The following is a 23199-nucleotide window of genomic DNA, read 5'->3' as shown; positions in this document are numbered from 1 at the left end:
GCCGAGGCGACGCCGTCTCTCAGTCGCCGAGGGGCTGGCGGTCGGCCCAGGCGTGCAGGTCGGTGCGCGGTCCGGTGAAGAAGGGGACCTCTTCGCGGACGTGGAGGCGCGCCTCGGTCGCGCGGAGGTCGCGCATGAGGTCGACGATGCGGGCGAGGTCGGACGCCTCGAAGGCGAGGAGCCACTCGTAGTCACCGAGGGCGAAGGCCTGGACCGTGTTGGCCCGGACGTCCTTGTAGCCCGCGGCCGCGACGCCGTGGTCGCGCAGCATGGTCGCGCGCTCGTCGGCGGGCAGCAGGTACCACTCGTACGACCGCACGAAGGGGTACACGCAGATGTACTTCTCCGGCGTCTCGTCGGCCATGAACGCGGGGACGTGCCCGCGGTTGAACTCGGCCGGGCGGTGCAGACCGACGTTCGACCACACGGGCTCGAGATGACGTCCGAGGTCCGAGGCCCGCAGGCGCTGGTAGGCGCCCTGCACGGACTCGATCGAGGGTCCGTGCCACCACACCATGAGGTCGGCGTCGGAGCGCAGGCCGCCGACGTCGTACCAGCCGCGGACGGTGAGCTCGGTGTCGATACCCGAGTCCTCGCCGCCCACGGCGGCGAGCGCCGCGTCGACCAGCCCGGCGCGCTCGTCGGCGTCGGTCGGCAGGGTCTGGACCGTCGAGAAGACGGACCACATGGTGTAGCGGACGGCCTCGTTGATGTCGCCCGTCGGCACGGTCTCGCCGGTGTCAGGACGGTGGTGCAGGTGCTGGTCGCTCATGGCGTGGGGCTCTCTTCGTCGCAGGTCAGGAGTTCAGGGCTTCTGAGCACAGCGCGGGCACGCCGCTGTCCTCGCCGTCACGGCGGCGGCAGCAGCCGGGCCGGCAGATCGACCTGTAGGCAGGCAGGGCGCCGACGGTCTGCTCGGTGATCTCGTCGCCGCGGGCCAGGGCGGCCCGCTCGAGGACGAGGTCGACGAGGCCGGACACGAACGGTGCGCGGGTGCTCACGGTGCCCGCACGCACGGCGGCGAGGCCGAGCTCGGCGGCGGTCGCGATCGCCTCGGTGTCGAGGTCGTAGGCGACCTCCATGTGGTCCGAGATGAAGCCGATGGGCGAGATCACGACGGACCTCACCCCCGCCTCGGCCAGCTCGCCGAGGTGGTCGTTGACGTCGGGCTCGAGCCACGTCTGGCTGGGCGGGCCGGAGCGGGAGCAGTACGAGAGGGTCCACTCGACCGGGTGACCGAGGACCGCCGAGACCTCTGCGGCCACCACGGCGGCGAGGTCGAGGTGCTGCTCGGAGTACGTGGCACCCGAGACGGCCGAGGCAGCCTCCATGGTGTCGGGGATCGAGTGCGTGACGAAGACCAGACGGGCAGCAGCGGCGAGCTCGGCCCCGTCCTTCTCCGCGAGCGCACGGTAGCCGTCGACCACCGCGTCGACGTTCGCCTGGGCGAAGCCGGGGTGGTTGAAGTACGAGCGCACCTTGTCGAACTGGACGCTGCGCGAGCCGTCCGGGCCAAGGTCGCCGAGGCCTTCGAGGGTGACGGCGAGGTCCTCGCGGTACTGGCGGCAGCCGGAGTACGAGGAGTAGGCGCTCGTGACGAGGGCCACGGCGCGCTGGACGCCCATCTCCTTGAGCTGCTCGACCGCGTCGCGGGTGTAGGGCTCCCAGTTGCGGTTGCCCCAGACGATCGGGAGGTCGATGCCGCGGGCTGCGAGCTCACCCTCGAGAGCGGCCTGGAGGGCCAGGTTCTGCTCGTTGATGGGGCTCTTGCCGCCGAAGCCGTAGTAGTGCTCGCCGACCTCTTCGAGGCGGGCGTCGGGGATGCCCTTGCCGGCCGTGACGTTCCGCAGGAACGGGACGACGTCCTCGGGCTTGTTCGGGCCTCCGAAGGAGTACAGCAGGAGGGCGTCGTAGGGGAGCTGGGGGCCGGGGACGGTCGCGGCAGCCGTGCCGGGAACAGCCTCGGTGTCTGGGGTGAGGGCCATGCCTGCCATCTTCGCACCGCTCCCTGAGGGTGCCACCGCGCAGGGCGTGCTCGGCGGTGTGAGTTTGACGGGACAGTCCGTCAGGTCGCCCCGCGTCGCGTCGCGGTGGTCCCGCCGGCACCGCCGGTGCTGCCGTGGCGCACCCCGCTCTCACGGTCGTCGCGGTCCTCCCGTGCGACCACGAGGGTCCGCGCGGTGCGGCGCAGCAGGCCGCCGACGTCGGAGAGGTCCTGGGACACGCCTCGGCAGTGCTCGCAGTGCTCGAGGTGGCGGTCGTAGCGGTCGTTCGAGGCCGGCGCGAGGGCTCCGCTGGCGCGCAGGTCGAGACGGGGCGCCACCCAGGCGCAGTCGGGCGGGGTGCTCGGCGACTCCACGATCTCGGTGAGCCACCGAGTGCGCAGGTCGACCTGGGCGACCCGGAGCAGCGCGTGCAGCTCCGTCTCGGGGACACCGACCATGAGGGCGACCGACGCGGGGGCCTCGTCCTCGACGGCGAGGTACCAGAGCACGGAGCGCGAGGTCAGGGAGAGCTCGGCGTAGGCGCTGACGACGAGCGGCAGCGGGCGGGGGCTGTCCCAGGGCTCGTCTGCGAAGAGCCTGCGGTAGAGGTGCAGCCGGAAGGGTCCGTCGACGGCTGCTCCCGAGGCGATCTCGAGCAGCAGGTCGCTGAAGGCGCGGTTGACGGTGGTCTCGGCCGGGTCGTCGGTGGACGTCCAGCGGCGCGTGAAGGCATAGGCGGCCTGCCGGTGGCGCCGCCAGAGCTCGAGGAACGCGTCCACGTCCCCGGTGCCGACGGCGTCGACGAGCGCTGCGTCGGTCGGGCTGGCGCGCGAGGCGGAGAGATCCCGTCCGGTCGGTACGTCGGTGAACATGCGCCCCTCCTGCGCCGCGCTCCCCCGGCGGCCTGTGCAGACAGAGTGCCAGGTGACAGGGGTGTGCGGCAGAGGGAAAACCGCATGCGGACCCCTCTGACGGGTGCGGTCCGGGTGATGCTGCGGGAACCCGTCGGGTGCTGAGACGGAGGTCACGCGCTCCGACGTTTGTCAGGAGGGTGGACAAACCCTGATCTCTCGCTAGGCTCGACGGGTGACCATCGCTGACCACCTCGGGCTCGTCCCCGCCCCCGTCCGGGCCACGACCCGCTCCGGGTCGCCCTTCGTCGCCGTCGACACCCTCGAGGTCAGGTCCGACGAGGACCTGCGCCTCGCCGCCCGGTGGTGGTCGGGCACGGTGTCCGCGTCCACGGGGATCGACGTCGCTGTGGTCACCACCGTCGCTGGCGACCCGCCCGCTGCGGCTGTCGCGCCCGCTGCGGGCGACGCACCTTCTCCTGCTGCGGGCACGGTGACCTTCCGGCTGCGCGGCGGCGAGAGCCCCCAGGACGGCGACGACGCACGGCACGACGCGACCAGCCTCCCGCAGGGCGGCGGGTACCGGCTCACGGTCGACAGCAGCGGGGTCACCGTCGACGCCGACGACCTCCCCGGCGCCTTCGCCGCAGCGCAGACGCTGCGCCAGCTCGCCGGGCCCGACGCGTCGCGCCGCGCGCCCCTGCGCTCCGGGCGCCCGCGACTCACGCTCTCGCCCGTCGAGGTCGACGACGCCCCGCGCCACGCCTGGCGCGGCGTGCTGCTCGACGTCGCACGGCACTTCATGCCCGTCCACGACGTCCTGCGCTTCGTCGACCTCGTGGCCGCGCACAAGCTCAACGTCCTCCAGCTACACCTCACCGACGACCAGGGCTGGCGCATGCAGGTGCTGCGCCACCCCCGCCTCACCGAGGTGGGCGGCTGGCGCACCGCGACGGGCGTCGGCACCTGGCGCACCGGGCTCACCGACGGGCAGCCGCACGGCGGCTGGTACACCCAGGACGACCTGCGCGAGATCGTCGCCTACGCCCGCGAGCGCGGCGTGGTCGTGGTCCCCGAGATCGACGTCCCCGGGCACGTGGAGGCGGCCGTCGCCGCGTATCCCGAGCTCGGGACGCGCAAGCAGCCACACCAAGTGCGGACGACCTCCGGGGTGAGCACCGAGGTGCTCGACCCGTCAGAGGCGACGCTCGCGTTCTTCCGCGAGGTCCTCGACGAGGTGCTCGACGTGTTCGACGGGCCGTGGGTCGCGCTCGGCGGCGACGAGGTGCCGACGACGCTGTGGCTGGAGAACCCGGCGATCGCCGAGCGCGCGGCTGCGCTCGGCCTCCCCGACGCCCGGCACCTGCACGGCTGGTTCGTGGACCGGCTGTGCGAGCACGTGATCGCGGCGGGCCGGCGCCCGGTCGTGTGGGACGAGGCCTTCACCCCGTCGCTGCCGACCGAGACCGTGGTCACCGCGTGGCGCGGCATCACCGTCGGGGCGCGCGCGATCGAGGCGGGCCACGACGTGGTCATGGCCCCGGAGCAGGTCGTCTACCTCGACCACCGCGCGGGCGAGCACCCGGACGAGCCGACGCCTGTCGGGTTCCTGCGGACGGTCGCCGACGTGTACGGCTTCGACCCGCTGCCGGCCGAGGTGCGCGCGGAGCACCCCGGTCTCGACGAGGCGCCCGGCCGGCTCGCGGGGGTCCAGGCGCAGGTGTGGACCGAGCACCTCGACTCCCCGCGCCGCGTCGACTTCGCGACCTTCCCGCGGCTCGCGGCCTTCGCCGAGGTGGCGTGGTCCCCCGCGACCGACCGTGCGCCCGGGTCGGAGGCCTCGGAGGAGTTCCTCGAGCGGCTGCGGGCCTCGCACCTGCCGCGCCTCGACGCCGCCGGGGTCGAGTACCGGCCGCTCGACGGGCCGCACCCGTGGCAGGCCCGCCCGGGCGCAGAGGGCTTCCCGCGGGACATCGACGCCGAGATGGCGGCGGCCGGCTGGGCCGGCGCCGGCGGGTGGCACGAGGGCGACTCGCAGGACGACGAGCGCGCCACCACCCAGACCGGTGGACCCGCGTGACGGGCGAGCGTGTCGAGACGGTGGTGCACGGCGTGCGGCTCCCGGACGCCACCTCGACCACGGGGCTGACCGGCCCCGTCGACCTGCACCTGACGGAGACCGTCCGGTCTGTCGTCCCCTCGGGGCGACGACCGACCGGGGTCGACGTCGTCGACGGCCACGGACGTGTCGCGCTCCCCGGCCTCGTCGACGCGCACGTTCACGGCGAGGCCGCGGTGCTCGACCCCGAGGTCCAGCACGCCATGCTGCGCCAGGGCGTGACGAGCATCGTCGTCGGCCAGGACGGGGTGTCGTTCGCGCCGTCGGCCCGGGCGTCCGAGGCGACGGCTCCTGGTGTCTCGGGAGGGTCCGAGCCCGACGCCCTCACCTGGGCCAGCCACTACTTCTCCGCGATCAACGGCGACCACCCCACCTTCCGCGGCGGCAGCGTCGCGGAGCTGCTCGGGACCTACGACGGCACGACGGCCGTCAACGTCGCCTACCTCGTGCCGCACGGCACCCTGCGCTACGGGCTGCTCGGCGACAGCGAGCGTCCGGCGACCCCGGCCGAGACCTCGCTGCTGGCGCGTGCACTCGGGGCCGCGCTCGACGACGGCGCCGTCGGCATGTCGACCGGGCTCGAGTACGTGCCGGCCGCCTACGCGGGCCGCGACGAGCTCGTCGCCCTCGCCCGTGTCCTCGCGGCCCGGGGGCTCCCCCACGTGAGCCACATGCGCGGCTACGAGGAGCGCGCCGGCACGGCGATGGCCGAGCTCGTCTCGATCGCCGCGGAGACCGGCGTCGCCACCCACGTCTCGCACTACCACGGGCCCGCGGCCGAGCTCGCGGGATACGTCGACGACGCACTCGAGGCCGGGCTCGACCTCACCTTCGACTCCTACCCCTACCTGCGCGGCGCGTCGATCCTGTCGATGGTCGCGCTCCCCACCTGGCTGCCGATCGCCGACCCGGAGCGGACCGTCGCCGCGCTGCGCGACCCCGCCGTCCTCGACCGGCTGCACCACGAGCACCTCTCCGGCCTGGACGACCTCTGGCCCCGGGTGACCCTGGCCTCCGTCCCGGGCGAGCACGCCTGGACCGAGGGACTGCCCCTCGTCGAGGTCGCGCGGCGCCTCGGCCGTACCCCCGCCGAGACGGCCGTCGACCTGCTGGTGAGCACCGGCCTGCGGGCCGGGTGCGTGTTCGCCCAGCCGCCGAGCAACTCGGCCGCGTCGGTCCAGACGCTCCTCGAGCACCCCGCCCACATGGGTGGCTCCGACGCGATCTACGCCGGCGGTCGCCCGCACCCGCGCGGCTGGGGCGCCTTCGCCCGGCTGCTCACCCAGGTGCGCTCGGGCGACTGGACCTGGTCGCAGGCCCAGCACCACCTGTCGACCGCGGCCGCCCGACGGTTCCGGCTGGACGGCCGTGGCACCCTCGAGGTCGGGGCCGCGGCCGACGTGGTGCTCGTCGACCCCGAGACCGTCCGCGACCTCGCGACCTACGAGTCCCCCCGCACCCTCGCGACCGGCATCGCCGACGTCCTCGTCGCAGGACGCCGCGTGCTCGCCGACGGCGGGCTCACCGGTCTGACCCCGGGCCGGCCGCTGCGCCCCGGCGGGTCTCCGCCGGCCCGACGCCCCCACCCGACCGCGGCGGCCGCCGCCGTGCCCGAGCAGACAGGACGACCATGACCGAGTCACCCCGCGCCACCCCGGTCGGCCCCCGGACCAAGGGCCTCGCGCTCCAGGGGCCCTCGTCCCTCGAGCAGGTCGCCGCGGCGCACCCCACCATCACGGCCGACACGTTCTCCTGGCCGCTGCTGACCCTCGACGACGCCGCCCTCGAGCACAACCTCTCGACGATGGCCGAGATCTGCCGCGCGGCCGGGGTGCAGCACGCGCCGCACGTCAAGACGACCATGTCGCCCCAGCTCTACGCGCGGCAGGTGGCGCACGGCGCGTGGGGCGCGACGGTCGCGAACCCCGCGCAGCTGCGCACCGTCGTCGACTGGGGCGCACGGCGGGTGTTCCTCGCCAACGAGCTGGTCGACCCGCGCGAGACGGCCGCGTTGCGCCACCTGCTCGACGCCGGCGCCGGTGCGGGTCCGGGTGTGGACGCGGGGACCGGTGTCGCTGACGGTCTGACCGACGGGCAGGCCCTCGAGGTGTGGCTCTACGTGGACTCTGCCGTCGGCGTCCAGCGCCTCGAGGCGGCTTTCGCCGACGCCGACCCGCAGGTACGTGCGCGGCTCGGTGTGCTCGTCGAGGTCGGTGTGGCTGGCGGGCGCACCGGCGTCCGCGGCCCGGCACAGGCCCTCGCCGTCGCCCGGGCCGTCGACGCCGCGGGCCTGCGCCTGGTCGGCGTGGCGGGCTACGAGGGCTCGGCCGCCGGCGGCACGAGCCCCGACGAGCTGGCGCGCGTCGCCGCCTTCTGCCGCTCGCTGCGCCACGTCGCCGGGATGCTGCTGTCCGAGGGGCTCCTCGGTCGCGACGGCACGCCCGTGGTCGTGTCGGCGGGCGGCAGCTCCTTCCTCGACGTGGTGGTCGCCGAGCTCCCCGGCGACCTGACCGGGCCCGACGGCGCGGCGGTCCCGGTCGACGTCGTCGTCCGCTCGGGGGCGTACGTGACGCACGACCACGGGTTCTGCGAGCGCATGGACCCGTGGCGGCGCATCCCCGGTGCGTCCCCGATGCAGGCCGCGGCCGTCGTCTGGGCGCAGGTGCTCTCGACCCCCGAGCCCGGTCTCGTGATCGTCGGCGCCGGGCGCCGAGACCTCGCCTACGACCTCGACCTCCCCGTCGCGCTCTCGGTCCGCCGCGCCGACGCCCGCGGCACGCTCGCCCCGCCGGTCCCGCTCGACGACGCGACGGTCACCGCCCTCAACGACCAGCACCTGTTCCTCACGGTCGAGCCCGCTGCGGGGAGCGCCCCGGCTCTCGCGCCGGGTGACGTCGTCGGGCTCGGGATCTCGCACCCCTGCACGCTGTTCGACAAGTGGCGGTTGGCGGCCGTCGTCGACGCAGACGACCACGTGGTCGAGCTCGTCACGACAGACTTCTGACCACCAGCACCTCTCACCACCACCGCACGGAGGACTCATGAGCATCGAGAACCGCAAGACCCCGATCAGCACGCCGCACGCCCCGGCACCGGCGCACACCTTCCACCAGGGGGTGCGCAAGGGACCGTTCGTCCAGGTGTCCGGGCAGGGACCGGTCGACCCCGCCTCGGGCGAGTACGTGTTCCCCGGGGACGTCGCGGCGCAGACCACCCGGACCCTCGAGAACGTGCGGGCGGTCGTCGAGGCGTCCGGGGCCACCTTCGACGACGTCGTCATGCTGCGCGTCTACCTCACGACGCGCGAGGACTTCTCGGCGATGAACGACGCCTACGGCGCCTTCGTGTCCGAGCACTGCCCGTCGGGGGTGCTGCCCAGCCGCACCACGGTGATGACCGGCCTGCCGCGCGAGGAGATGCTCGTCGAGATCGACGCCTTCGCAATCACCGGCTGAGCCGGAGGCCGGCTCGACTCAGCGCTCAGCGCTTGGCCCAGGCCCACCGTGGGCTGTCGAGCGGGCCCTCGCGGCCGTCGACCCCGGTCTCCCCCAGGGACTTCACGAGGTGCACCCGCTCGACCGTGTGCTTCCACCGCAGCGCCCGACGCTCCTCCTCGAGGGAGTCGAGCAAGATCTGGGAGTGGGTCACGAGGATCGTCTGGGTCCGCTCGGCGCTCGTCAGCACCAGGCGGGCGAGGGCCGGCAGGAGGTCCGGGTGCAGGCTGGTCTCGGGCTCGTTGAGCACCAGCAGCTCGGGCGGTCGCGGAGATCCCAGGGCAGCCAGCAGCAGCAGGTAGCGCAGCGTGCCGTCGGAGAGCTCGGCGGTCGACAGCGGTCGCAGCAGGCCCGGCTGGTGCAGGGCGAGCCTGAAGAGCCCGGCGTCAGAGGTGATCTCGAGGGTCGATCCCGGGAAGGCGTCGTCGACGGCGCGCTCGAGCGCACCGTCGGCGGTCATCCAGCGGATCGTCTCGAGCGCGGCGGCGAGGTCGGCACCGTCGTCGGCGAGCACGGGCGTCTGCGTGCCCACCTGTGCGGAGCGGGCCGGCGACAGCGGGTCGGTGCGGAACTGGTCGTAGAACCGCCAGTCGCGCAGGCCACGGCGCACGCGCAGCATCTCCGGGGCGCCGGTGTCGTCGACGAACTCGTCGATCATCGACTCCGACGTGCGCAGGTTCCGCCCCTCGCTCGTCCACCCGCCTCCGTCGTCGCGCGTCCGGACGTGCCCGTTGCGCCGCTCCGCCTGGAGCGTGGCGGTGCGCAGCACCCCACCTGACCACACCGACTCGGTCTTGATCTCGGGGTCGAGGGCGAACGGAGACGCGAGCGCGGTCTGCGGCAGGCCGAGGTCGATCGCGTACCCGAGGTCGGGCCCGCTGAAACCGAGCCGCAGCGCGACGGGGGCCGTGCGCCGGGTCCCCTGGGCGACACCACCCGGACGCGTCCCGTGCTGGGGACCGGCCCAGAGCGTCGACGGCAGGCCGCCCTCGGCGGCGAGCGCACCCACCACCCGCCCCTGCCCGCAGGCGGCGAGCAGGCGCAGCGCGCGGAAGAAGTTCGACTTCCCGCTGCCGTTGGCGCCGGTCACGACGGTGAGCTGCCCGAGCTCGACCACCAGCTCACGCAGCGTGCGGTACCCCTCGACGGCGACGGTCTCGATCATCCCCCGACCCTACGAGACCCGACTGACACCCGCCCCGAGGGACCGGGCGCGACCGCGAGGGTCTCCGGGAGGTCCCTCGCGGTCGCGCCCGGTCCCTCATGGTGGGGGTGGGTGGGCGGGGTGGGGGTGGGTCAGCGGCCGAGGCGGCGCTCGCGCTGGGAGTAGGCGCGCAGGGCACGCAGGTAGTCGACGCGGCGGAAGTCGGGCCAGTAGGCCTCGCAGAAGTAGAACTCCGAGTTGGCCGACTGCCACAGCAGGAACCCGCTGAGCCGCTGCTCGCCCGAGGTGCGGATGACGAGCTCGGGGTCGGGCTGGCCTCGGGTGTAGAGGTGCTGGCCGATGTGGTCGACGTCGATCGAGGCCGCGACCTCCGCGAGGCTGTCGCCGGCCTCCGCACGCTCGGTGAGGAAGGCGCGCACGGCGTCGGCGATCTCGTGGCGTCCTCCGTAGCCGATGGCGACGTTGACCTGGAGGCCCTCGACGTCGTCCGTCTCCGCCTGCGCGGCGCGCAGACGAGCGGCGAAGTCCTCCGGCAGCAGGTCGAGCCGCCCGACGACGCGCAGGCGCCAGCGACGGCTGCGGGCGAGGTCGGCGACGGCGTCCTCGATGATCGTCAGCAGGGCGTCGAGCTCGTCGGCCCCGCGCGAGAGGTTGTCGGTCGAGAGCATCCACAGCGTGACGACCTCGATACCGAGGTCCTCGCTCCACCCGAGGAACTCCTCGATGCGGTCCGCGCCCCGCCGGTGACCGTGCGCGGCGGGCTCGCCGAAGGACTTGGCCCAGCGACGGTTGCCGTCGAGGATCACGCCGACGTGCCGCGGCAGCGGGCGGGAGCGGAGGGCCTTGGCGACGCGTTTCTCGTAGAGCCCGTAGAGCAGGTGGGGCATGCGCACGCGGGTTCCTCCGGGGGTCACAGGAATGTTCGACCACCGTACCGGAGCGGGTGGTGGGAGATGCGCAGCCTCCGCGAAGATGTCTTCACAGGAACGACCGCCGCCCGGACGCTAACCTACGTTGCCGTAGGTTAGGGTCGGGGACGTCCCAGCCGCGAACACAGCACCACCGCCGCACCACCGAGGAGCACTGAGGAGCACCCCATGGCCAAGACCTCCCAGGCACCCGCCCCCGGTCCGTCGGACAGCCCCGTGGGCGGCCCGACGGGCGCACGCGACGCTGCGAGGCACGACGAGCACGACGGGCCTGACAGCCCGCTCGAGCGCGTCGCCGAGGCGGCCGAGGCCGTCGTCGACGCCATCAAGCCCCGCCTGCGGGGCTGGATCCACGCCGGGACCTTCCCCGTGGTGGTCGTCGCGAGCATCCTGCTGGTCGTCCTGGCCCCGCCGGTCGCCGGCAAGGTGTCGACCGCGGTCTTCGGCTTCACCGCGATCCTGCTGTTCGGGACCTCGGCGGTGTACCACCGCGGCAACTGGTCACCCCGGGTGCACGCGGCGCTGCGCCGGGCCGACCACTCCAACATCTTCCTCATCATCGCCGGGACCTGCACGCCCCTCGCGGTCCTGCTGCTGCCGAAGCCCTCGGCGATCACGCTCCTCGTCACCGTGTGGGCCGGGGCGCTGCTGGGCCTGGCCGCCCGGATGATCTGGATCGGTGCCCCGCGGTGGGTCTACGTGCCCGTCTACATCGCGCTCGGGTGGGTCGCGGTCTTCTACATGCCGCAGTTCGCGAGCAACGGCAGCCCTGCGATCGTCTGGCTCGTGGCGATCGGCGGGCTGGCGTACAGCGTCGGCGCGGTGGTCTACGGCCTCAAGCGCCCGAACCCGAGCCCGCAGTGGTTCGGGTTCCACGAGATCTTCCACGTGCTCACCGTGGTCGGCTACGGCTGCCACTACGCGGCCATCCTCGTCGCGGTCCTCATCGTCCGCTGACGTGACGGCTCCCGTCAGGACGCGGAGTCAGGCGGGCGTGCTCGGGACCACGGTGTAGCGGCGGTTGACCAGGGACGGGTTGCGGTCGCGCTCGGCGACCACGCCCTCGGCGTCGACGTCGGCCGTGCGGTAGGCAGGACCGTCGCCCAGCTCCATCGCGACGGCCCCGTCCGGGCCGACGAGCAGCGAGTGCCCGGAGACGCCCCGGCCCGCCTGCCCCACGGCGACGACGGCGCTGACGTTCTCGATCGCCCGGGCCTGCGCCAGGATCCGCCACTGCTCGACCTTGCCGGGACCGGCGGCCCACGCCGCCGGTACCACGAGCACCTGGGCGCCCGCGTCGACCAGTCGTCGCGCGCTCTCCGGGAACCGCAGGTCGTAGCAGGTCATCACGCCGACCTGGAGGTCGCCCACCGGGACGACGAGCGGCTCGGCAGCGGGGTCTCCTGCGGCGAGACGGTCGGACTCACGGTGCCCGAAGGCGTCGTACAGGTGCACCTTGCGGTACGAGCCGACGAGGTCCCCACCGCGCACCACGACCACCACGTTGCCGGGCAGACCGCCGTCGGCCGCGGCCTGCACCATGCCGCCCACCACGGTGAGCGACGTGCCGGCCGTGAGCTCGCGCAGCGTCGTGACGAACGGCCCGTCGAGGGTCTCGGCGTGCGCGACCCCCACCCCGGACGCGTCGTAGCCGCTCGCGTACTCAGGGAGGACGAGGAGGTCGCCGGACACCCGCAGCGCCTCGGCGACGGCCTGGCGCACCACCACGAGGTTGGCGGGGTGGTCCCCGCTCACCTCGAGCTGGGCGATCGTGACCCGCACGTCAGCCCCGGGTGTCGCGCTGGTCGGAGCTGATCCGGTCGTCGAAGACCGCCGAGGCCTGCGGGTCGGCGCCCTGCGAGTGGTTCACCTTGCGGAGCTTGCGCGTCATGGACAGCATCAGCAGGATCGCGGCCACCGCGACCACGAAGATCGCGAGGAACCCGGCGAGCCCGGGAGACACGTCCGTGACCTCGAGGTCGGGGCGCATGGTCGGGACGGTCACCGTCCCGTCGGTCGACGACGGTGCCGGCGTGGGGTCCGTGGCAGTCCCCACCACCCCGGTGGTCGTCTGTGCCGAGGCCGGCGCGTAGCCGAGCTGGGCGGCCACGGCCGGGTCGGCGAAGGTCAGTGCAGCGGCGGGGGTGCTCATGCGGTCTCCTCGGGGGGGCGGATCCCGGCGAACAGGTCGTCCTCGGGGAGCGTGGTGGCGACGCGCGACTCGGCGAGCTCGTACTCCTCGAAGGGCCACTCGTCGAGCTCGAGGTCGCGCGGGACGGCGAAGAAGAAACCGTCGGGGTCGATCTGCGTGGCGTGCGCACGGAGAGCGGCGTCCCGGGCGTCGAAGTAGTCCGCCACCGGCACGCGGGTGGTGACCTCGCGCTCGGGGATCTCGCGGGCCGCGCGGGACTCGACCCAGTCGCCGAAGGGCGACTCGAGGCCGGCACCGAGCATCGCCTCGTGGACCGCGCGGATGCGGGCCATCGAGAAGCCGTGGTTGTAGTACAGCTTGAGCGGCGTCCAGGGCTCGCCGCGCCCGCGGTAGCGCTCGGCGTCGCCAGCGGTCTCGTAGGCCTCCTTGGCGACACGGTGGCACATGATGTGGTCCGGGTGCGGGTACCCGCCGGTGGGGTCGTAGGTGGTGATGACGTGCGGGCGGAACTCGCGGACGATCTCCACGAGCGGCGCGGCCGCGTCCTCGAGCGGGGTCAGCGCGAAGCAGCCCTCGGGCAGCGGCGGCAGCGGGTCGCCCTCGGGCAGGCCCGAGTCGACAAAACCGAGCCAGCGGTGCTGGACGCCCAGCGCACGGGCGGCCTCGGCCATCTCGACGGTGCGCACGGAGCGCATCTCGTCGAGGTCGGTGATGTCACGGCCGTAGCTGGGGTTGAGGATGCTCCCCCGCTCCCCGCCGGTGCAGCTGACCACCAGCACCTCGACGCCCTCCGCGGCGTAGCGCGCCGTCGTGGCCGCTCCCTTGCTCGACTCGTCGTCGGGGTGAGCATGCACGGCCAAGAGCCGCAACGGTGCTGTGGTCACCGCGTCCTCCTCGGGTTCACGTGAGCTCGCACGGGTACGAGCCCGTGCGATTTCGGCTGCGCGCCGTTCACGACAATAATCAACACAGATCATGATCCCATCGATGTACGACGCCGACCGCCCGTCGGGGCCACGACGTCGTCACAGCACCGCACCACCGACGCCGGAGAGGCGCACCCCGTGACCGAGCACACGAGCCCACGACCGGACGACGCACGACCGCACGAGCCCTCACCGGGTGCCGACGGCCGGTCGCCCGAGCAGGCTCGCACGACGCAGCCCGGTGCCCCGCGAGAAGCCGCGGACCAGGCCGGGGACGACGGCGCACCTCGACCGCCCCGTCGCGTCAGGCTCAGCGACGAGGAGGCCTCCGGTGCTCCGGTGCCGGTCACCACGGGAGCGGCCGCGGGCCGCTACGACTCGCACCGCGGCATCAGCCGGACCACGCAGGTGCGCCTGGCCGTCGCCGCGGTGACCGTCGCGGTCCTCTCGATCGCCTGGGTGACGATGGGCCCGAGCGCCTCGACCGTGCGCGGCAAGGAGTTCGGCTTCTCCGTGCAGGGCCCCGAGGCCGTCGACATCACCTTCGACGTGGCCAAGCCCCGGGACGCGACCGTGCGCTGCACCGTCGAGGCCCTCAACGAGAACTACGCGCAGGTGGGCACCAAGGAGGTGCTCGTCGGCCCGGCCGAGGTCGACGAGGCCCGGTACACGACGACGATCGCCACCACCGAGCTCGCGGTGACCGCCGTCATCGACGAGTGCGTGCTCGTCGACTGACCGCTCGGCCAGCAGCGTTGCTATACTGGCCGATTCAGACGCTGCCCCGGCTCGTGCCGCACGCGACCAAGCGCACTGAAGCCGGGAGCCACTGACGTCACCAGCTGACGTGGACCGTCGACGGGTCACCCTCGACGGGCCTTGACGGGTCCTGCGCCGACGTGCCGCCGCGCGCTGCACCGGTCAGGCTGCGCTGAGGACGTCCCTGAGCACACCCACCACTCGAGTCATCGCGGACGGACACCGTGCGTCCGCGACAAGGAAGGAGCGACCTGTGGCAGAGAACGACGTCACCTGGCTGACCCAGGAGGCACACGACCGACTCCAGGCCGAGCTCGCGCACCTGACGGGTGAGGGCCGGACGGACATCACCGACCGCATCGCCGCAGCACGCGACGAGGGCGACCTCAAGGAGAACGGCGGCTACCACGCGGCGCGCGAGGAGCAGGCCAAGAACGAGGCCCGCATCCGCGAGCTCACCGAGAAGCTGCGGTCCGTGCGCATCGGCACGCCCCCCGACGACGGCGTCGTCGAGCAGGGCATGGTCGTGACCGCCGAGGTCGCCGGCGACGAGATGGTGTTCCTGCTCGGCTCGCGCGAGATCGCCGACACGACGGACATCGACGTCTACTCCGAGAAGTCCCCGCTCGGCGCGGCGATCCTCGGCAAGAAGATCGGCGAGACCGCCGCGTACACCGCGCCCAACGGCAAAGACATCTCCGTGTCGATCAAGGACGCGAAGCCGTACACCGGCTGAGACCGCACGCACGACGAGAGGGGCTGCACCGGACGGTGCAGCCCCTCTCGTCGTCCCTGCGGCTCGTCCCTGCGGCCCTGCGGGGCCACCCGGCTCACTCGGAGATCCGGTACCCCTCGCCGCGCAGGTGGTCGAGGAGCGCCGCGCAGTGCTCGGGCCCCTTGGTCTCGACCTGCATGGTCACCTCGACCTCGTCGATCGCGAGGTCGACACCGGTGCGCACGTGGTCCACGTGCATGATGTTCCCACCGGAGCGCGCGAGGTCCTGCAGCAGGTCGGCGAGCGCACCGGGCCGGTCGACGAGCCGCACCCGCAGCTGCATGTACCGGCCGGCGGACGCGAGCCCGTGGCGGAGCACCCGCAGCAGCACGAGCGGGTCGATGTTCCCGCCCGACAGGACGGCGACCACGGGGCCGTCGTCGTACTCCTCGGGGTGGGCCATGAGCGCCGCGACACCGGCGACCCCAGCCGGCTCGACGATGAGCTTGGCGCGCTCCGCGACGAACAGCAGCGCCCGCGAGATGTCCTCCTCGGACACCGTACGGATGTGGCCACCGCCGTCCTTGATGATCTGGAACGGGACGTGCCCCGGGGTGCTCACGGCGATGCCGTCGGCCATGGTCGACGCGGTCACCGTCTTGGTGGGCTCCCCCGCCGCGAGCGACTGGAGGTAGCCGCCGGCGCGGGCCGCCTGCACCCCGACCACACGCACGTGCGGCGCGACGGCCGCCATCGCGGCGACCACTCCAGCACCGAGCCCGCCGCCACCGACGGGCACGACGACGGTCCTGACGTCCGGCACCTGCTCGAGGATCTCGAGGGCGACGGTCGCCTGGCCCGCCACGACGTCGACGTGGTCGAAAGGGTGGATCAGCACGGCGCCCGAGCGCTCGGACTCCTCGCGGGCCGCGGTCAGGACGTCGTCGACGGTGGTCCCGACGAGCCGCACCTCGGCGCCGTACTCCCGGGTCGCCGCGACCTTGGGCAGGGCGGCGTCCGTCGGCATGTAGACCACCGAGCGGATGCCCAGCAGCCGGGCCGCGAGGGCGACACCCTGCGCGTGGTTGCCGGCGCTCGCCGCGACGACGCCGCGGGCACGCTCGGCCTCGCTGAGCCGCGACATGCGGACGTAGGCGCCGCGGATCTTGAAGGACCCGGACCGCTGGAGGTTCTCGCACTTGAGGTAGACGGGGACGCCGACCACCCCGGCGAGGGCGCTGCTGCGCTCGACCGGCGTGACCGTCGCGACGCCGTCCAGCGCGCGGGCGGCGTCACGGATGTCCTCGATGCCGACGGACAGCGCCGGGCCGGGCTGCCTCACGTGTGCGTGCGACGGGTCGGCCCCAGACAGGTCAGTGGTCGTCACGGGGCCCCTCGGTGGCGTCAGGTGCTGCGTCGGTGCCCGCAGACCGCGAGGCGCCCGGGCCCTTCTTCAGGATCCCGGCGGAGGCGAGCTTCTCGGCGCTCATGACCATCACGGACCGCCGGCCGGCCGGCCTGACCTCGACGTGGTCGTCGAAGCCGAGCTCGGGGAACTTGTCGTGCCCGTGGAAGTACAGGAACACCGTGTTGAGGACCGCGGCGATCGGCACCGCGAAGAGCGCGCCGACGATCCCGGCCGTGAGCGTCCCGGTCGTCACCACGAGCAGCACGGCGACGGGGTGCAGCGAGACCGCGTGCCCCATGAGCCACGGCTGGAGGACGTTGCCCTCGATCTGCTGCACCAGCAGCACCACCGCGAGCATGATGAGCGCCTGGACGGGGCCGAGGGCCACGAGGGCCACGAGCACGGCCATCGCACCGGTGACGATGGCACCGACGAACGGGATGAACGACCCGACGAACACGAGCACGCCGAGCGGCAGGGCCAGCGGGACGCCGATGATCGCCGCACCGAGGCCGATGCCGATGCTGTCGATGAAGGCGACGAGGATCTGGGTGCGCGCGTAGGACGCGAGCGTGACGAAGCCGCGGCGACCGGCCTGGTGGGTGCGCTCACGGGTGCTGCGCGGGAGCAGGCCGACGAGCCAGCCCCAGATGCTGCGGCCGTCCTTGAGGAAGAACAGCGTGCAGAACAGGGCGATGATCGAGCCCGCGAGGACCTGGCCGACCGTGGTCGTCACCGAGAGCGCACCCGAGAGGAGTGCGGAGGAGTTCTCCTGGAGGGCGTCGAGCCCGCTGTCGAGGTACTCGCTGAGCGACTCGTTGTCGATGTGCAGCGGCCCCTCGGCCAGCCACGTGAGCGCCTGCTGGAAGCCTTCGACGGCCTTGTCGCTGAGGTCGCTGATCCCGGAGACGATCGACCGGCCGGCCACGACCACGAGCAGGGTGATCGCGGCGATGAGCAAGACGACCGAGGTGGCGGCGGCCAGCATCGGCGAGAAGCGCGCCCTGCGCCGCAGGAAGGCGGCGACCGGCTGGAGGAGCACGGTGAGCAGGAGGGCGACCGCCACCGGGATGATGACGACCTTGAGGTAGGCCACGAGCGAGAAGGCCACGGCGAGCGCGGCGGCGATCGCGAGGAACCTCCACGACCACGACGCGGCGGCCTGGACGGCCGGCGTCACCACGGCCGAGTCCGCGTCGCGGGGCTTGGCCGCGGTCGCCGAGGCGAGCGTCGTGCTCGAGACGCGGACGGCGTGCGCAGCCTCGTCCGTGGTGGACGTCGGCTGGTCGTCGCGACCGCTGTCCTGCGGTGCGGTGCCCCCGGTGTCGCTCATCAGCTGCTGACCTCTCGTCGTGCGTCGTCGGCTCCCCGCGAGGTGCGGTCGCCGGCCCTCAGGACCTCGCGCGCCGGTGGTCCGGCACGGCGGCGGCGCCCGCCGACCTCGTGGTCTGACGGGACGCCCAGGCAAGGCTACGTCGATCGCCCGCCGGGAACACGACGAACACCCCGGGTGTTGGCGTCCGTGGGGAGTTCTCCCTACCCGTCGCACCCCGTGGAGGCCCGCATGTTCGGCTCGTTGTTCGGCTCGTCCCTCAAGACGACGATGGTCACGCCCGAGCGTGCCCTGTCCGGTCGTCCCGAGCCCACCTACTCGGTCCCGTCGACGCACACCGTCCTGGGCACCCCGCTCGCCGGGCCGTGGCCCGAGGGCACCCGGGTGATCTACCTCGGCCTCGGGTGCTTCTGGGGTGCTGAGAAGGAGTTCTGGCAGCTGCCCGGCGTCGTGACGACGGCCGTCGGCTACCAGGGTGGTTTCACGCAGAACCCGTCCTACGAGGAGGTCTGCACCGCGATGACCGGCCACACCGAGGCCGTGCTCGTCGCCTACGACCCGTCGGTGGTCACCGACACCGAGATCCTGCGGATGTTCTGGGAGTCGCACGACCCGACCCAGGGCTTCCGCCAGGGCAACGACGTCGGGACGCAGTACCGGTCCGCCGTCTACTGGACGACGCCCGAGCAGGAGGTCGCCGCGAAGACCACCTTCGACGTGTTCCAGAAGAACCTCGCCGCGCGCGGCTTCGGCCAGATCACCACCGACCTGCGCTCCGCCGAGGCGGCCGGCCCGTTCTACTACGCCGAGGGCTACCACCAGCAGTACCTCGACAAGAACCCGTCCGGCTACTGCCCGGTGCACTCGACCGGCGTCGCCTGCCAGCCCGCCGACGCCTGACGCTCTCGCCCGCCGCCGCGACCCGAGGTCGACGCGGCGGGCGGGTCCGCAAGATCAGAGAAGACGGACAGGCTCGGTGGCCCTAGTGTCAGGCTCATGACCTCGCACTCCATGATCTTCGTGAACCTGCCCGTCACCGACCTGGCTGCCAGCCGCGCCTTCTGGACGACGCTCGGCTACCCGATCAACGAGACCTTCAGCGACGACAACGCCCTCTCCGTGGTCCTCGGAGACACCATCACCGTGATGCTGCTGAAGACCGAGTACTTCCAGACCTTCACGTCGCTGCCCGTCGGCGACGCGAAGACGTCGACGCAGACCCTCCTGGCGCTGTCCAGCGAGAGCCGCGCGGCCGTCGACTCCCTCGTCGAGGCCGCGGTCGCCGCAGGCGCGACCGAGCCCCGCGAGCCTCAGGACCTCGGGTTCATGTTCCAGCGCACCTTCAGCGACCTCGACGGCCACACCTGGGAGATCACCTGGATGGACCCGTCGGGCTACAGCGGCGACGCAGCCGACGGCAGCGCGCAGTAGACCCCGACGGGGAGCAGCCGGGCTAGCGGTTGCCGCGCTTGCCGAGGCGCTTGCCGGTGAGCTTGCCACCGCGCGAGCCCGCCTTGCGGGCCGCGGCGGCCTTGCGGTCGGTCTCACGCCGGACGGCGGCGGCCTTCTCCTGCGCCTTGGTGCGCGGCTTGCCCTGCTGGTCGCCGGATCCCGTCGCCTTCTGGGCGTCCTGCTGCGCCGCGCGGCCGCGCGAGCTGTTGGCGGTGCGCCCGCGGACGATGCCGATGAACTCCTCGACCAGGTCGGTGGTCTCGCCCTCGGGCCACACGAAGCCGATGCGCGACTCGGGGCCGTCCGACACCGGACGGTAGGTGAGGTCCTTGCGGTGGTGCAGCCGGGCGACCGACTGGGGCACGACCACGACACCGACACCCGCCGCCACGAGCTCGATCGCCGCAGCCGTCGTGGCGGGGCGCTCGACCGCCGGGGTACCCGGGAGCGCCTCCCACTCGAGGAAGTCGTCGAGCGGGTGCAGCACGGTCTCGTCGGCGAGCTCCTCGACGCTCACCTGGTCGAAGGCGGCGACCACGTGCTCCTTGGGCACCACCACCACCGGGATCTCGGTGTAGAGCAGGATGACGCTGAGACCCTCACGGTCGAGCGGCAGGCGCAGCAGCCCGGCGTCGACGGTGCGGTCCCGCACCACGGCACCGCGGTCGAGCACCTCGACCTGGACGAGCTCGAGCGGGACGTCGGCGAGCCTGTCACGCCACACGCCGACCCACTTGGCGGGGGTGACGCCTGGTGCGATCGCGAGCCGGAAGGTCGGCGTCGTCGCGGGCTCGGGGGTCGGCTGGTCCGCGGGGGTAGGGTCTGAGGGCACGGAGTCAGGCTACCCGGCGCAGGACCGATACCCTTGTCCCATGACGTCCCAGAAGACCCCCCAGACCATGAAGCCCGCCACGGCGGCGAAGAAGCTGGGCGTGTACCTGCCTGCGACGCCCGCCGAGTTCCAGGAGAAGGTCATCTCCCGCGACGAGCTCAACGCCCTCTCGACGAACCCGCCCGAGTGGCTGGTCGAGCTGCGTCGCAACGGACCTCACCCGCGCCCCACGGTCGCGGCTCGCCTGGGCGTCTCGATCGCAGGTCTCGCCCGCGGCGGCGTCACCGAGGCGCTCACCACCGACGAGATCAACGAGCTGCGCGACGACGAGCCCGACTGGCTGGTGCGCGAGCGCGAGGTCCAGGCGAAGGTCCGCGAGGAAGAGGAGCGTCTGCGCGAGCGCGACGCCAAGCTCGCCGAGAAGGCCGAGCGCGCCGCCAAGCGCTGACTGCTGGTCCCCTGGGGATCAGGCGCCGTCAGAGGTAGGCGTTGACGACGGGCTCGTGCCCGCTCACGTCGACCTCGAGCCGCAGCGGCGGGACGTCCCCGTCGAGCATCACGTACACCAGCTGGACCGTCCCGGTGCGCCCGCACGGGACCTCGACCGCGGTCGAGCGACCGGACGCCGTCAGCCTCGCCCGCATGGCCTCGCGCAGGTCGGCCGACGACCGCACCCCGCCCTCGTAGGCGTCGACGTCCCGGGCCGACCCGGACCGCAGCGCCCGCACGTAGTCGGTCGCGACCCCGAGCGCCGAGGAGCCCTCCGGGTCGAGCACGGCCGGGTGGCCGTCGTCGTCGTGGAGGGCGCGGACCTCGGTGAGGCGCACCTGGTCGCCGGGAGCGGGGCTCGGGTCAGCCGTGCCTGACGACGCGCTCCCGGCCGGGTTGCCCGGCTCTGGGGCGACGTCCCACGACACGGCGTACGACGCACGGTCCGTGCTGGCCGGCCCGTCGACGGGCGACCGCACGGTCTCGACGGTGACGAGGGCGACCGGTCCGTGGTCGTCGTGCGTCTCGACCACCTCGGCGACCTCGACGCTCACGTCGGCGATGTCGGTGGGGCGGGTGTCCCGCTCGACCTGGGTGGCGTGCGCCTCGAAGAAGGCCCGCGCCTGGCTCCCGAGCGGGGTCCCGGCGGCGACCTCGTCGACCGTGGTCCGGGCTGGCTCCGCCCCTCCCCCGCCGACCGCAGGCCCGTCGACGGCGACGCGTCGCTCGATGTCGTCGAGCACCTCGGCGAAGCGGTCCGAGGCGACGAGGGCCTCGGCAGACGGGGCGACGGGGGTGTCGAGCCGCTCGAGGCTCCCCTGCGGGGCGCACCCTCCGGCGAGCGCGCCGACCAGCAGGGCCCCGACCAGCACGGCCGCACCCCGAGACCTGCCCCCTCGCACCATGATCACGCCACCCATCGTGGTCGACCCCGGCAGGGCGCCGCATCACCCTGTGGGCTGACTCTCACCGCCCCGGCCCTCGTCCGTCCGGCCTACCGGCAGGACGGCAGAAGGCCGCCCTCCCAGGGGAGGACGGCCTTCGGACCTGCCCCGCGACCGGGGCGTGGCGGCCCGCCTCGGAGAGGCAGGCCGCAGGTGGGGTGCGTCAGTCGACGCCCACGATGTCGACGACGAACACGAGCGTCGCGCCCGCGCCGATGCCGGCCTGCGGGACGCCGCGCGAGCCGTAGCCGAGCTCCGGCGGGATCGAGAGCAGCAGGCGCGAGCCGATGTTCTGACCGACGAGACCCTGGTCCCAGCCGCCGATGACCGCACCGATGCCGATGGGGAAGTCGATGGTGGCACCACGGTCGTAGGAGTTGTCGAACACCCCGCCGTCCCAGGACTGGCCCAGGTAGTGCACGACGATGTTGTCGCCGGCGGCGACCTCTGCCCCGTCGCCCTGGCTCAGCACCTGCACGTGGAGCCCCTCGGGGGCTCCTCCGGTCGGGAAGGTGATCTGGGGCTTCTCACCGAAGACTCCGGTGGCCTGGGGAAGTTCGATCGACATGCTGGGGACCTCTCAGATGGGGGAACGGTCTAGGGGACGAGCGCTGCTACTCGCCGCGGAGGATCGCGAGGAGGCGCAGGAACTCGAGGTAGAGCCAGATGAGCGTGACCATGAGGCCGAAGGCCGCCGACCAGGCGAACTTCTTCGGGGCGCCGTTGCGCACACCGCGCTGGATGGCGTCGAAGTCGACGATCAGCGAGGCAGAGGCGAGGCCGACGGCGACGAGGCCGACGATGACACCGAGGGGCCCCTCACGCAGCGGGCCGAAGCCGCCGTCGCCCACGCCGGCGAACATCATGACGACGTTCACGAGCGAGAAGACGAGGTAGCCGACCATCGCGAAGAGCAGCCAGCGCGTGAAGCGCGGCGTCACGCGGACGCGGCCCGAGCGGAAGAGCCAGAGGCAGGCGCCGAAGGTGCAGACGGTCGCGAGGACGGCCTGGAGGACGATGCCGCTCCACTGGCCCTCGAAGATCGAGCTGATGCCACCGAGGAACACTCCCTGGGCGACGGTGTAGGCGACGATGAGCACCGGGCTGGGCTCACGCTTGAAGGCGTTGACCAGACCGAGCACGAGCCCGACGATCGCGCCGACGAAGAACAGCTGCGGGAAGGCGACCCAGGTGACGGCACCGACGGCGACGAGCAGCGCGAGCAGCCCACCGGTCTTGACGATGACGTCGTCGTAGGTCAGGCGGCCGGTGTCGACGGGCGTCGCCGAGGGCGCGCCGTACATGGTGTTGAGGGTGGCGGCGTCGGTCGCGCCGTACTGCTGGCCGTACTGGGCCTGCTGGCCCTGCGCGCCGGTCGGCGCGTAGCCGGCGGCGTTCGCCTTCTCACCGAAGACGTCGCTCCGGGCAAAGATGGGACTTCCCACTGGGTACCTCCTGGTCGCGGTTCCGGTCCGACGCCGTGGCGCCAGCCGAGGGGCTCTCGCTGGCCGGATGATGACTCGTCGTTCCACTCTAGTCAACGCACAGTGCAGCGCCAACGTTCCCGGCGACGTGTGGACGAACGGTGGACGAAGCTCCTCTCCGGGCAGGTCAGGCGCCCGACCGGGCGATGGCCGAACGGCCGA

Annotated in this window: 24 protein-coding genes; 10 read left to right on the top strand and 14 right to left on the bottom strand. The window is 73.0% G+C overall.

The window, feature by feature from the left end; genetic code table 11:
* Nucleotides 1–19: 19 nt before the first annotated feature.
* The 3 genes from hemQ to SKED_RS04065 all read right to left on the bottom strand — a co-directional run bounded on the left by hemQ (nucleotide 20) and on the right by SKED_RS04065 (nucleotide 2857).
* A complete protein-coding gene (hemQ, locus tag SKED_RS04075) occupies nucleotides 20–772 on the bottom strand; it encodes a hydrogen peroxide-dependent heme synthase (RefSeq protein ID WP_012865855.1) in 753 nt (250 codons plus the stop codon).
* Nucleotides 773–797: 25 nt separating this feature from the next.
* A complete protein-coding gene (locus tag SKED_RS04070) occupies nucleotides 798–1985 on the bottom strand; it encodes a ferrochelatase (protein WP_012865854.1) in 1188 nt (395 codons plus the stop codon).
* An 80-nt stretch (nucleotides 1986–2065) separates the two neighbouring features.
* Nucleotides 2066–2857, bottom strand: a complete 792-nt coding sequence (locus tag SKED_RS04065; protein ID WP_012865853.1) for a zf-HC2 domain-containing protein — start codon at nucleotides 2855–2857, stop codon at nucleotides 2066–2068.
* Between the two features lie 214 nt (nucleotides 2858–3071).
* On the opposite strand from SKED_RS04065, the gene SKED_RS04060 reads away from it, so the two are divergent.
* Genes SKED_RS04060 through SKED_RS04045 form a run of 4 tightly spaced genes read left to right on the top strand, consistent with a single transcriptional unit; the run spans nucleotide 3072 to nucleotide 8410 of the window.
* Complete coding sequence (locus SKED_RS04060) at nucleotides 3072–4916, top strand: beta-N-acetylhexosaminidase (protein WP_012865852.1); 1845 nt, start codon at nucleotides 3072–3074, stop codon at nucleotides 4914–4916.
* Entirely contained in the window at nucleotides 4913–6589 is a 1677-nt protein-coding gene (locus SKED_RS04055) for an N-acyl-D-amino-acid deacylase family protein (RefSeq protein WP_012865851.1), read from the top strand. The genes SKED_RS04060 and SKED_RS04055 overlap by 4 nt, the downstream gene beginning before the upstream one ends.
* Nucleotides 6586–7959: an alanine racemase gene (locus tag SKED_RS04050; RefSeq protein WP_012865850.1), complete on the top strand. Its 1374-nt coding sequence runs from the start codon at nucleotides 6586–6588 to the stop codon at nucleotides 7957–7959. The genes SKED_RS04055 and SKED_RS04050 overlap by 4 nt, the downstream gene beginning before the upstream one ends.
* Before the next feature lie 37 nt (nucleotides 7960–7996).
* Nucleotides 7997–8410, top strand: coding sequence for a RidA family protein (locus SKED_RS04045; RefSeq protein WP_012865849.1), 414 nt, complete (start codon nucleotides 7997–7999; stop codon nucleotides 8408–8410).
* A 25-nt stretch (nucleotides 8411–8435) separates the two neighbouring features.
* Here SKED_RS04045 and SKED_RS04040 read toward each other — a convergent pair whose 3' ends face one another.
* Nucleotides 8436–9614: an AAA family ATPase gene (locus tag SKED_RS04040; RefSeq protein ID WP_012865848.1), complete on the bottom strand. Its 1179-nt coding sequence runs from the start codon at nucleotides 9612–9614 to the stop codon at nucleotides 8436–8438.
* 131 nt (nucleotides 9615–9745) lie between these two features.
* On the bottom strand, nucleotides 9746–10507 hold the full coding sequence (locus SKED_RS04035) for an isoprenyl transferase (protein WP_042437757.1): 762 nt from the start codon (nucleotides 10505–10507) through the stop codon (nucleotides 9746–9748).
* Nucleotides 10508–10711: 204 nt separating this feature from the next.
* Here SKED_RS04035 and trhA point away from each other — a divergent pair, with 204 nt between their 5' ends.
* Nucleotides 10712–11500, top strand: a complete 789-nt coding sequence (gene trhA / locus SKED_RS04030) for a PAQR family membrane homeostasis protein TrhA (RefSeq protein ID WP_012865846.1) — start codon at nucleotides 10712–10714, stop codon at nucleotides 11498–11500.
* A 27-nt stretch (nucleotides 11501–11527) separates the two neighbouring features.
* Here trhA and SKED_RS04025 read toward each other — a convergent pair whose 3' ends face one another.
* Genes SKED_RS04025 through mca form a run of 3 tightly spaced genes read right to left on the bottom strand, consistent with a single transcriptional unit; the run spans nucleotide 11528 to nucleotide 13579 of the window.
* Nucleotides 11528–12325: a nitrilase-related carbon-nitrogen hydrolase gene (locus tag SKED_RS04025; protein ID WP_012865845.1), complete on the bottom strand. Its 798-nt coding sequence runs from the start codon at nucleotides 12323–12325 to the stop codon at nucleotides 11528–11530.
* 1 nt (nucleotide 12326) lies between these two features.
* Complete coding sequence (locus tag SKED_RS04020) at nucleotides 12327–12695, bottom strand: hypothetical protein (RefSeq protein WP_012865844.1); 369 nt, start codon at nucleotides 12693–12695, stop codon at nucleotides 12327–12329.
* The gene (gene mca, locus SKED_RS04015) at nucleotides 12692–13579 is read right to left on the bottom strand and encodes a mycothiol conjugate amidase Mca (RefSeq protein WP_012865843.1); all 888 of its coding nucleotides are present in this window, start codon (nucleotides 13577–13579) and stop codon (nucleotides 12692–12694) included. Before mca ends, SKED_RS04020 begins: the two co-directional genes overlap by 4 nt.
* A 180-nt stretch (nucleotides 13580–13759) precedes the next feature.
* Here mca and SKED_RS18865 point away from each other — a divergent pair, with 180 nt between their 5' ends.
* Nucleotides 13760–14359, top strand: a complete 600-nt coding sequence (locus SKED_RS18865) for a DUF4307 domain-containing protein (RefSeq protein ID WP_012865842.1) — start codon at nucleotides 13760–13762, stop codon at nucleotides 14357–14359.
* A gap of 274 nt (nucleotides 14360–14633) precedes the next feature.
* Nucleotides 14634–15116: a transcription elongation factor GreA gene (gene greA / locus SKED_RS04005; protein WP_012865841.1), complete on the top strand. Its 483-nt coding sequence runs from the start codon at nucleotides 14634–14636 to the stop codon at nucleotides 15114–15116.
* 94 nt (nucleotides 15117–15210) lie between these two features.
* Here the strand turns inward: greA and ilvA are convergent, their stop codons facing one another.
* Nucleotides 15211–16437, bottom strand: a complete 1227-nt coding sequence (gene ilvA / locus SKED_RS04000) for a threonine ammonia-lyase (protein WP_012865840.1) — start codon at nucleotides 16435–16437, stop codon at nucleotides 15211–15213.
* 31 nt (nucleotides 16438–16468) lie between these two features.
* Nucleotides 16469–17836 (bottom strand): AI-2E family transporter, encoded by a 1368-nt coding sequence (locus tag SKED_RS03995; RefSeq protein WP_012865839.1) that lies wholly within the window; start codon nucleotides 17834–17836, stop codon nucleotides 16469–16471.
* 231 nt (nucleotides 17837–18067) lie between these two features.
* On the opposite strand from SKED_RS03995, the gene msrA reads away from it, so the two are divergent.
* Both msrA and SKED_RS03985 read left to right on the top strand, forming a co-directional pair.
* Nucleotides 18068–18736, top strand: coding sequence for a peptide-methionine (S)-S-oxide reductase MsrA (gene msrA, locus SKED_RS03990; protein WP_012865838.1), 669 nt, complete (start codon nucleotides 18068–18070; stop codon nucleotides 18734–18736).
* A gap of 96 nt (nucleotides 18737–18832) precedes the next feature.
* Complete coding sequence (locus tag SKED_RS03985; RefSeq protein WP_012865837.1) at nucleotides 18833–19267, top strand: VOC family protein; 435 nt, start codon at nucleotides 18833–18835, stop codon at nucleotides 19265–19267.
* Between the two features lie 22 nt (nucleotides 19268–19289).
* On the opposite strand, the gene SKED_RS03980 is transcribed toward SKED_RS03985, so the two are convergent.
* Entirely contained in the window at nucleotides 19290–20120 is an 831-nt protein-coding gene (locus SKED_RS03980) for a LysR substrate-binding domain-containing protein (protein ID WP_012865836.1), read from the bottom strand.
* A gap of 40 nt (nucleotides 20121–20160) precedes the next feature.
* Between SKED_RS03980 and SKED_RS03975 the strand changes: the two genes are divergently transcribed.
* The gene (locus SKED_RS03975) at nucleotides 20161–20568 is read left to right on the top strand and encodes a DUF5997 family protein (RefSeq protein ID WP_012865835.1); all 408 of its coding nucleotides are present in this window, start codon (nucleotides 20161–20163) and stop codon (nucleotides 20566–20568) included.
* Nucleotides 20569–20596: 28 nt separating this feature from the next.
* On the opposite strand, the gene SKED_RS03970 is transcribed toward SKED_RS03975, so the two are convergent.
* The 3 genes from SKED_RS03970 to SKED_RS03960 all read right to left on the bottom strand — a co-directional run bounded on the left by SKED_RS03970 (nucleotide 20597) and on the right by SKED_RS03960 (nucleotide 22998).
* Nucleotides 20597–21481 carry a hypothetical protein gene (locus tag SKED_RS03970; RefSeq protein WP_143755645.1) on the bottom strand — a complete coding sequence of 295 codons (885 nt, stop codon included), beginning with the start codon at nucleotides 21479–21481 and terminating at the stop codon, nucleotides 20597–20599.
* A gap of 235 nt (nucleotides 21482–21716) precedes the next feature.
* A complete protein-coding gene (locus tag SKED_RS03965) occupies nucleotides 21717–22121 on the bottom strand; it encodes an FKBP-type peptidyl-prolyl cis-trans isomerase (protein WP_012865833.1) in 405 nt (134 codons plus the stop codon).
* 46 nt (nucleotides 22122–22167) lie between these two features.
* Nucleotides 22168–22998: a Bax inhibitor-1/YccA family protein gene (locus SKED_RS03960; protein WP_012865832.1), complete on the bottom strand. Its 831-nt coding sequence runs from the start codon at nucleotides 22996–22998 to the stop codon at nucleotides 22168–22170.
* Nucleotides 22999–23199 lie beyond the last annotated feature (201 nt).

This window comes from Sanguibacter keddieii DSM 10542 (assembly GCF_000024925.1).
Classification (GTDB): Bacteria; Actinomycetota; Actinomycetes; order Actinomycetales; family Cellulomonadaceae; genus Sanguibacter; species Sanguibacter keddieii.
The sequence above is the reverse complement of the archived record's forward strand: the minus strand, read 5'-3'. Positions and strand labels throughout refer to the sequence as shown.

Coding starts and splice junctions, on each gene's coding strand:
- SKED_RS03975 (WP_012865835.1), top strand. CDS start 20,161: ATGACGTCCCAGAAGACCCCCCAGACCATGAAGCCCGCCACGGCGGCG.
- SKED_RS03995 (WP_012865839.1), bottom strand. CDS start 17,836: ATGAGCGACACCGGGGGCACCGCACCGCAGGACAGCGGTCGCGACGAC.
- hemQ (WP_012865855.1), bottom strand. CDS start 772: ATGAGCGACCAGCACCTGCACCACCGTCCTGACACCGGCGAGACCGTG.
- SKED_RS04045 (WP_012865849.1), top strand. CDS start 7,997: ATGAGCATCGAGAACCGCAAGACCCCGATCAGCACGCCGCACGCCCCG.
- SKED_RS03985 (WP_012865837.1), top strand. CDS start 18,833: ATGACCTCGCACTCCATGATCTTCGTGAACCTGCCCGTCACCGACCTG.
- SKED_RS03965 (WP_012865833.1), bottom strand. CDS start 22,121: ATGTCGATCGAACTTCCCCAGGCCACCGGAGTCTTCGGTGAGAAGCCC.
- SKED_RS04050 (WP_012865850.1), top strand. CDS start 6,586: ATGACCGAGTCACCCCGCGCCACCCCGGTCGGCCCCCGGACCAAGGGC.
- trhA (WP_012865846.1), top strand. CDS start 10,712: ATGGCCAAGACCTCCCAGGCACCCGCCCCCGGTCCGTCGGACAGCCCC.
- msrA (WP_012865838.1), top strand. CDS start 18,068: ATGTTCGGCTCGTTGTTCGGCTCGTCCCTCAAGACGACGATGGTCACG.
- SKED_RS04020 (WP_012865844.1), bottom strand. CDS start 12,695: ATGAGCACCCCCGCCGCTGCACTGACCTTCGCCGACCCGGCCGTGGCC.
- SKED_RS04070 (WP_012865854.1), bottom strand. CDS start 1,985: ATGGCCCTCACCCCAGACACCGAGGCTGTTCCCGGCACGGCTGCCGCG.
- SKED_RS04040 (WP_012865848.1), bottom strand. CDS start 9,614: ATGATCGAGACCGTCGCCGTCGAGGGGTACCGCACGCTGCGTGAGCTG.
- SKED_RS04065 (WP_012865853.1), bottom strand. CDS start 2,857: ATGTTCACCGACGTACCGACCGGACGGGATCTCTCCGCCTCGCGCGCC.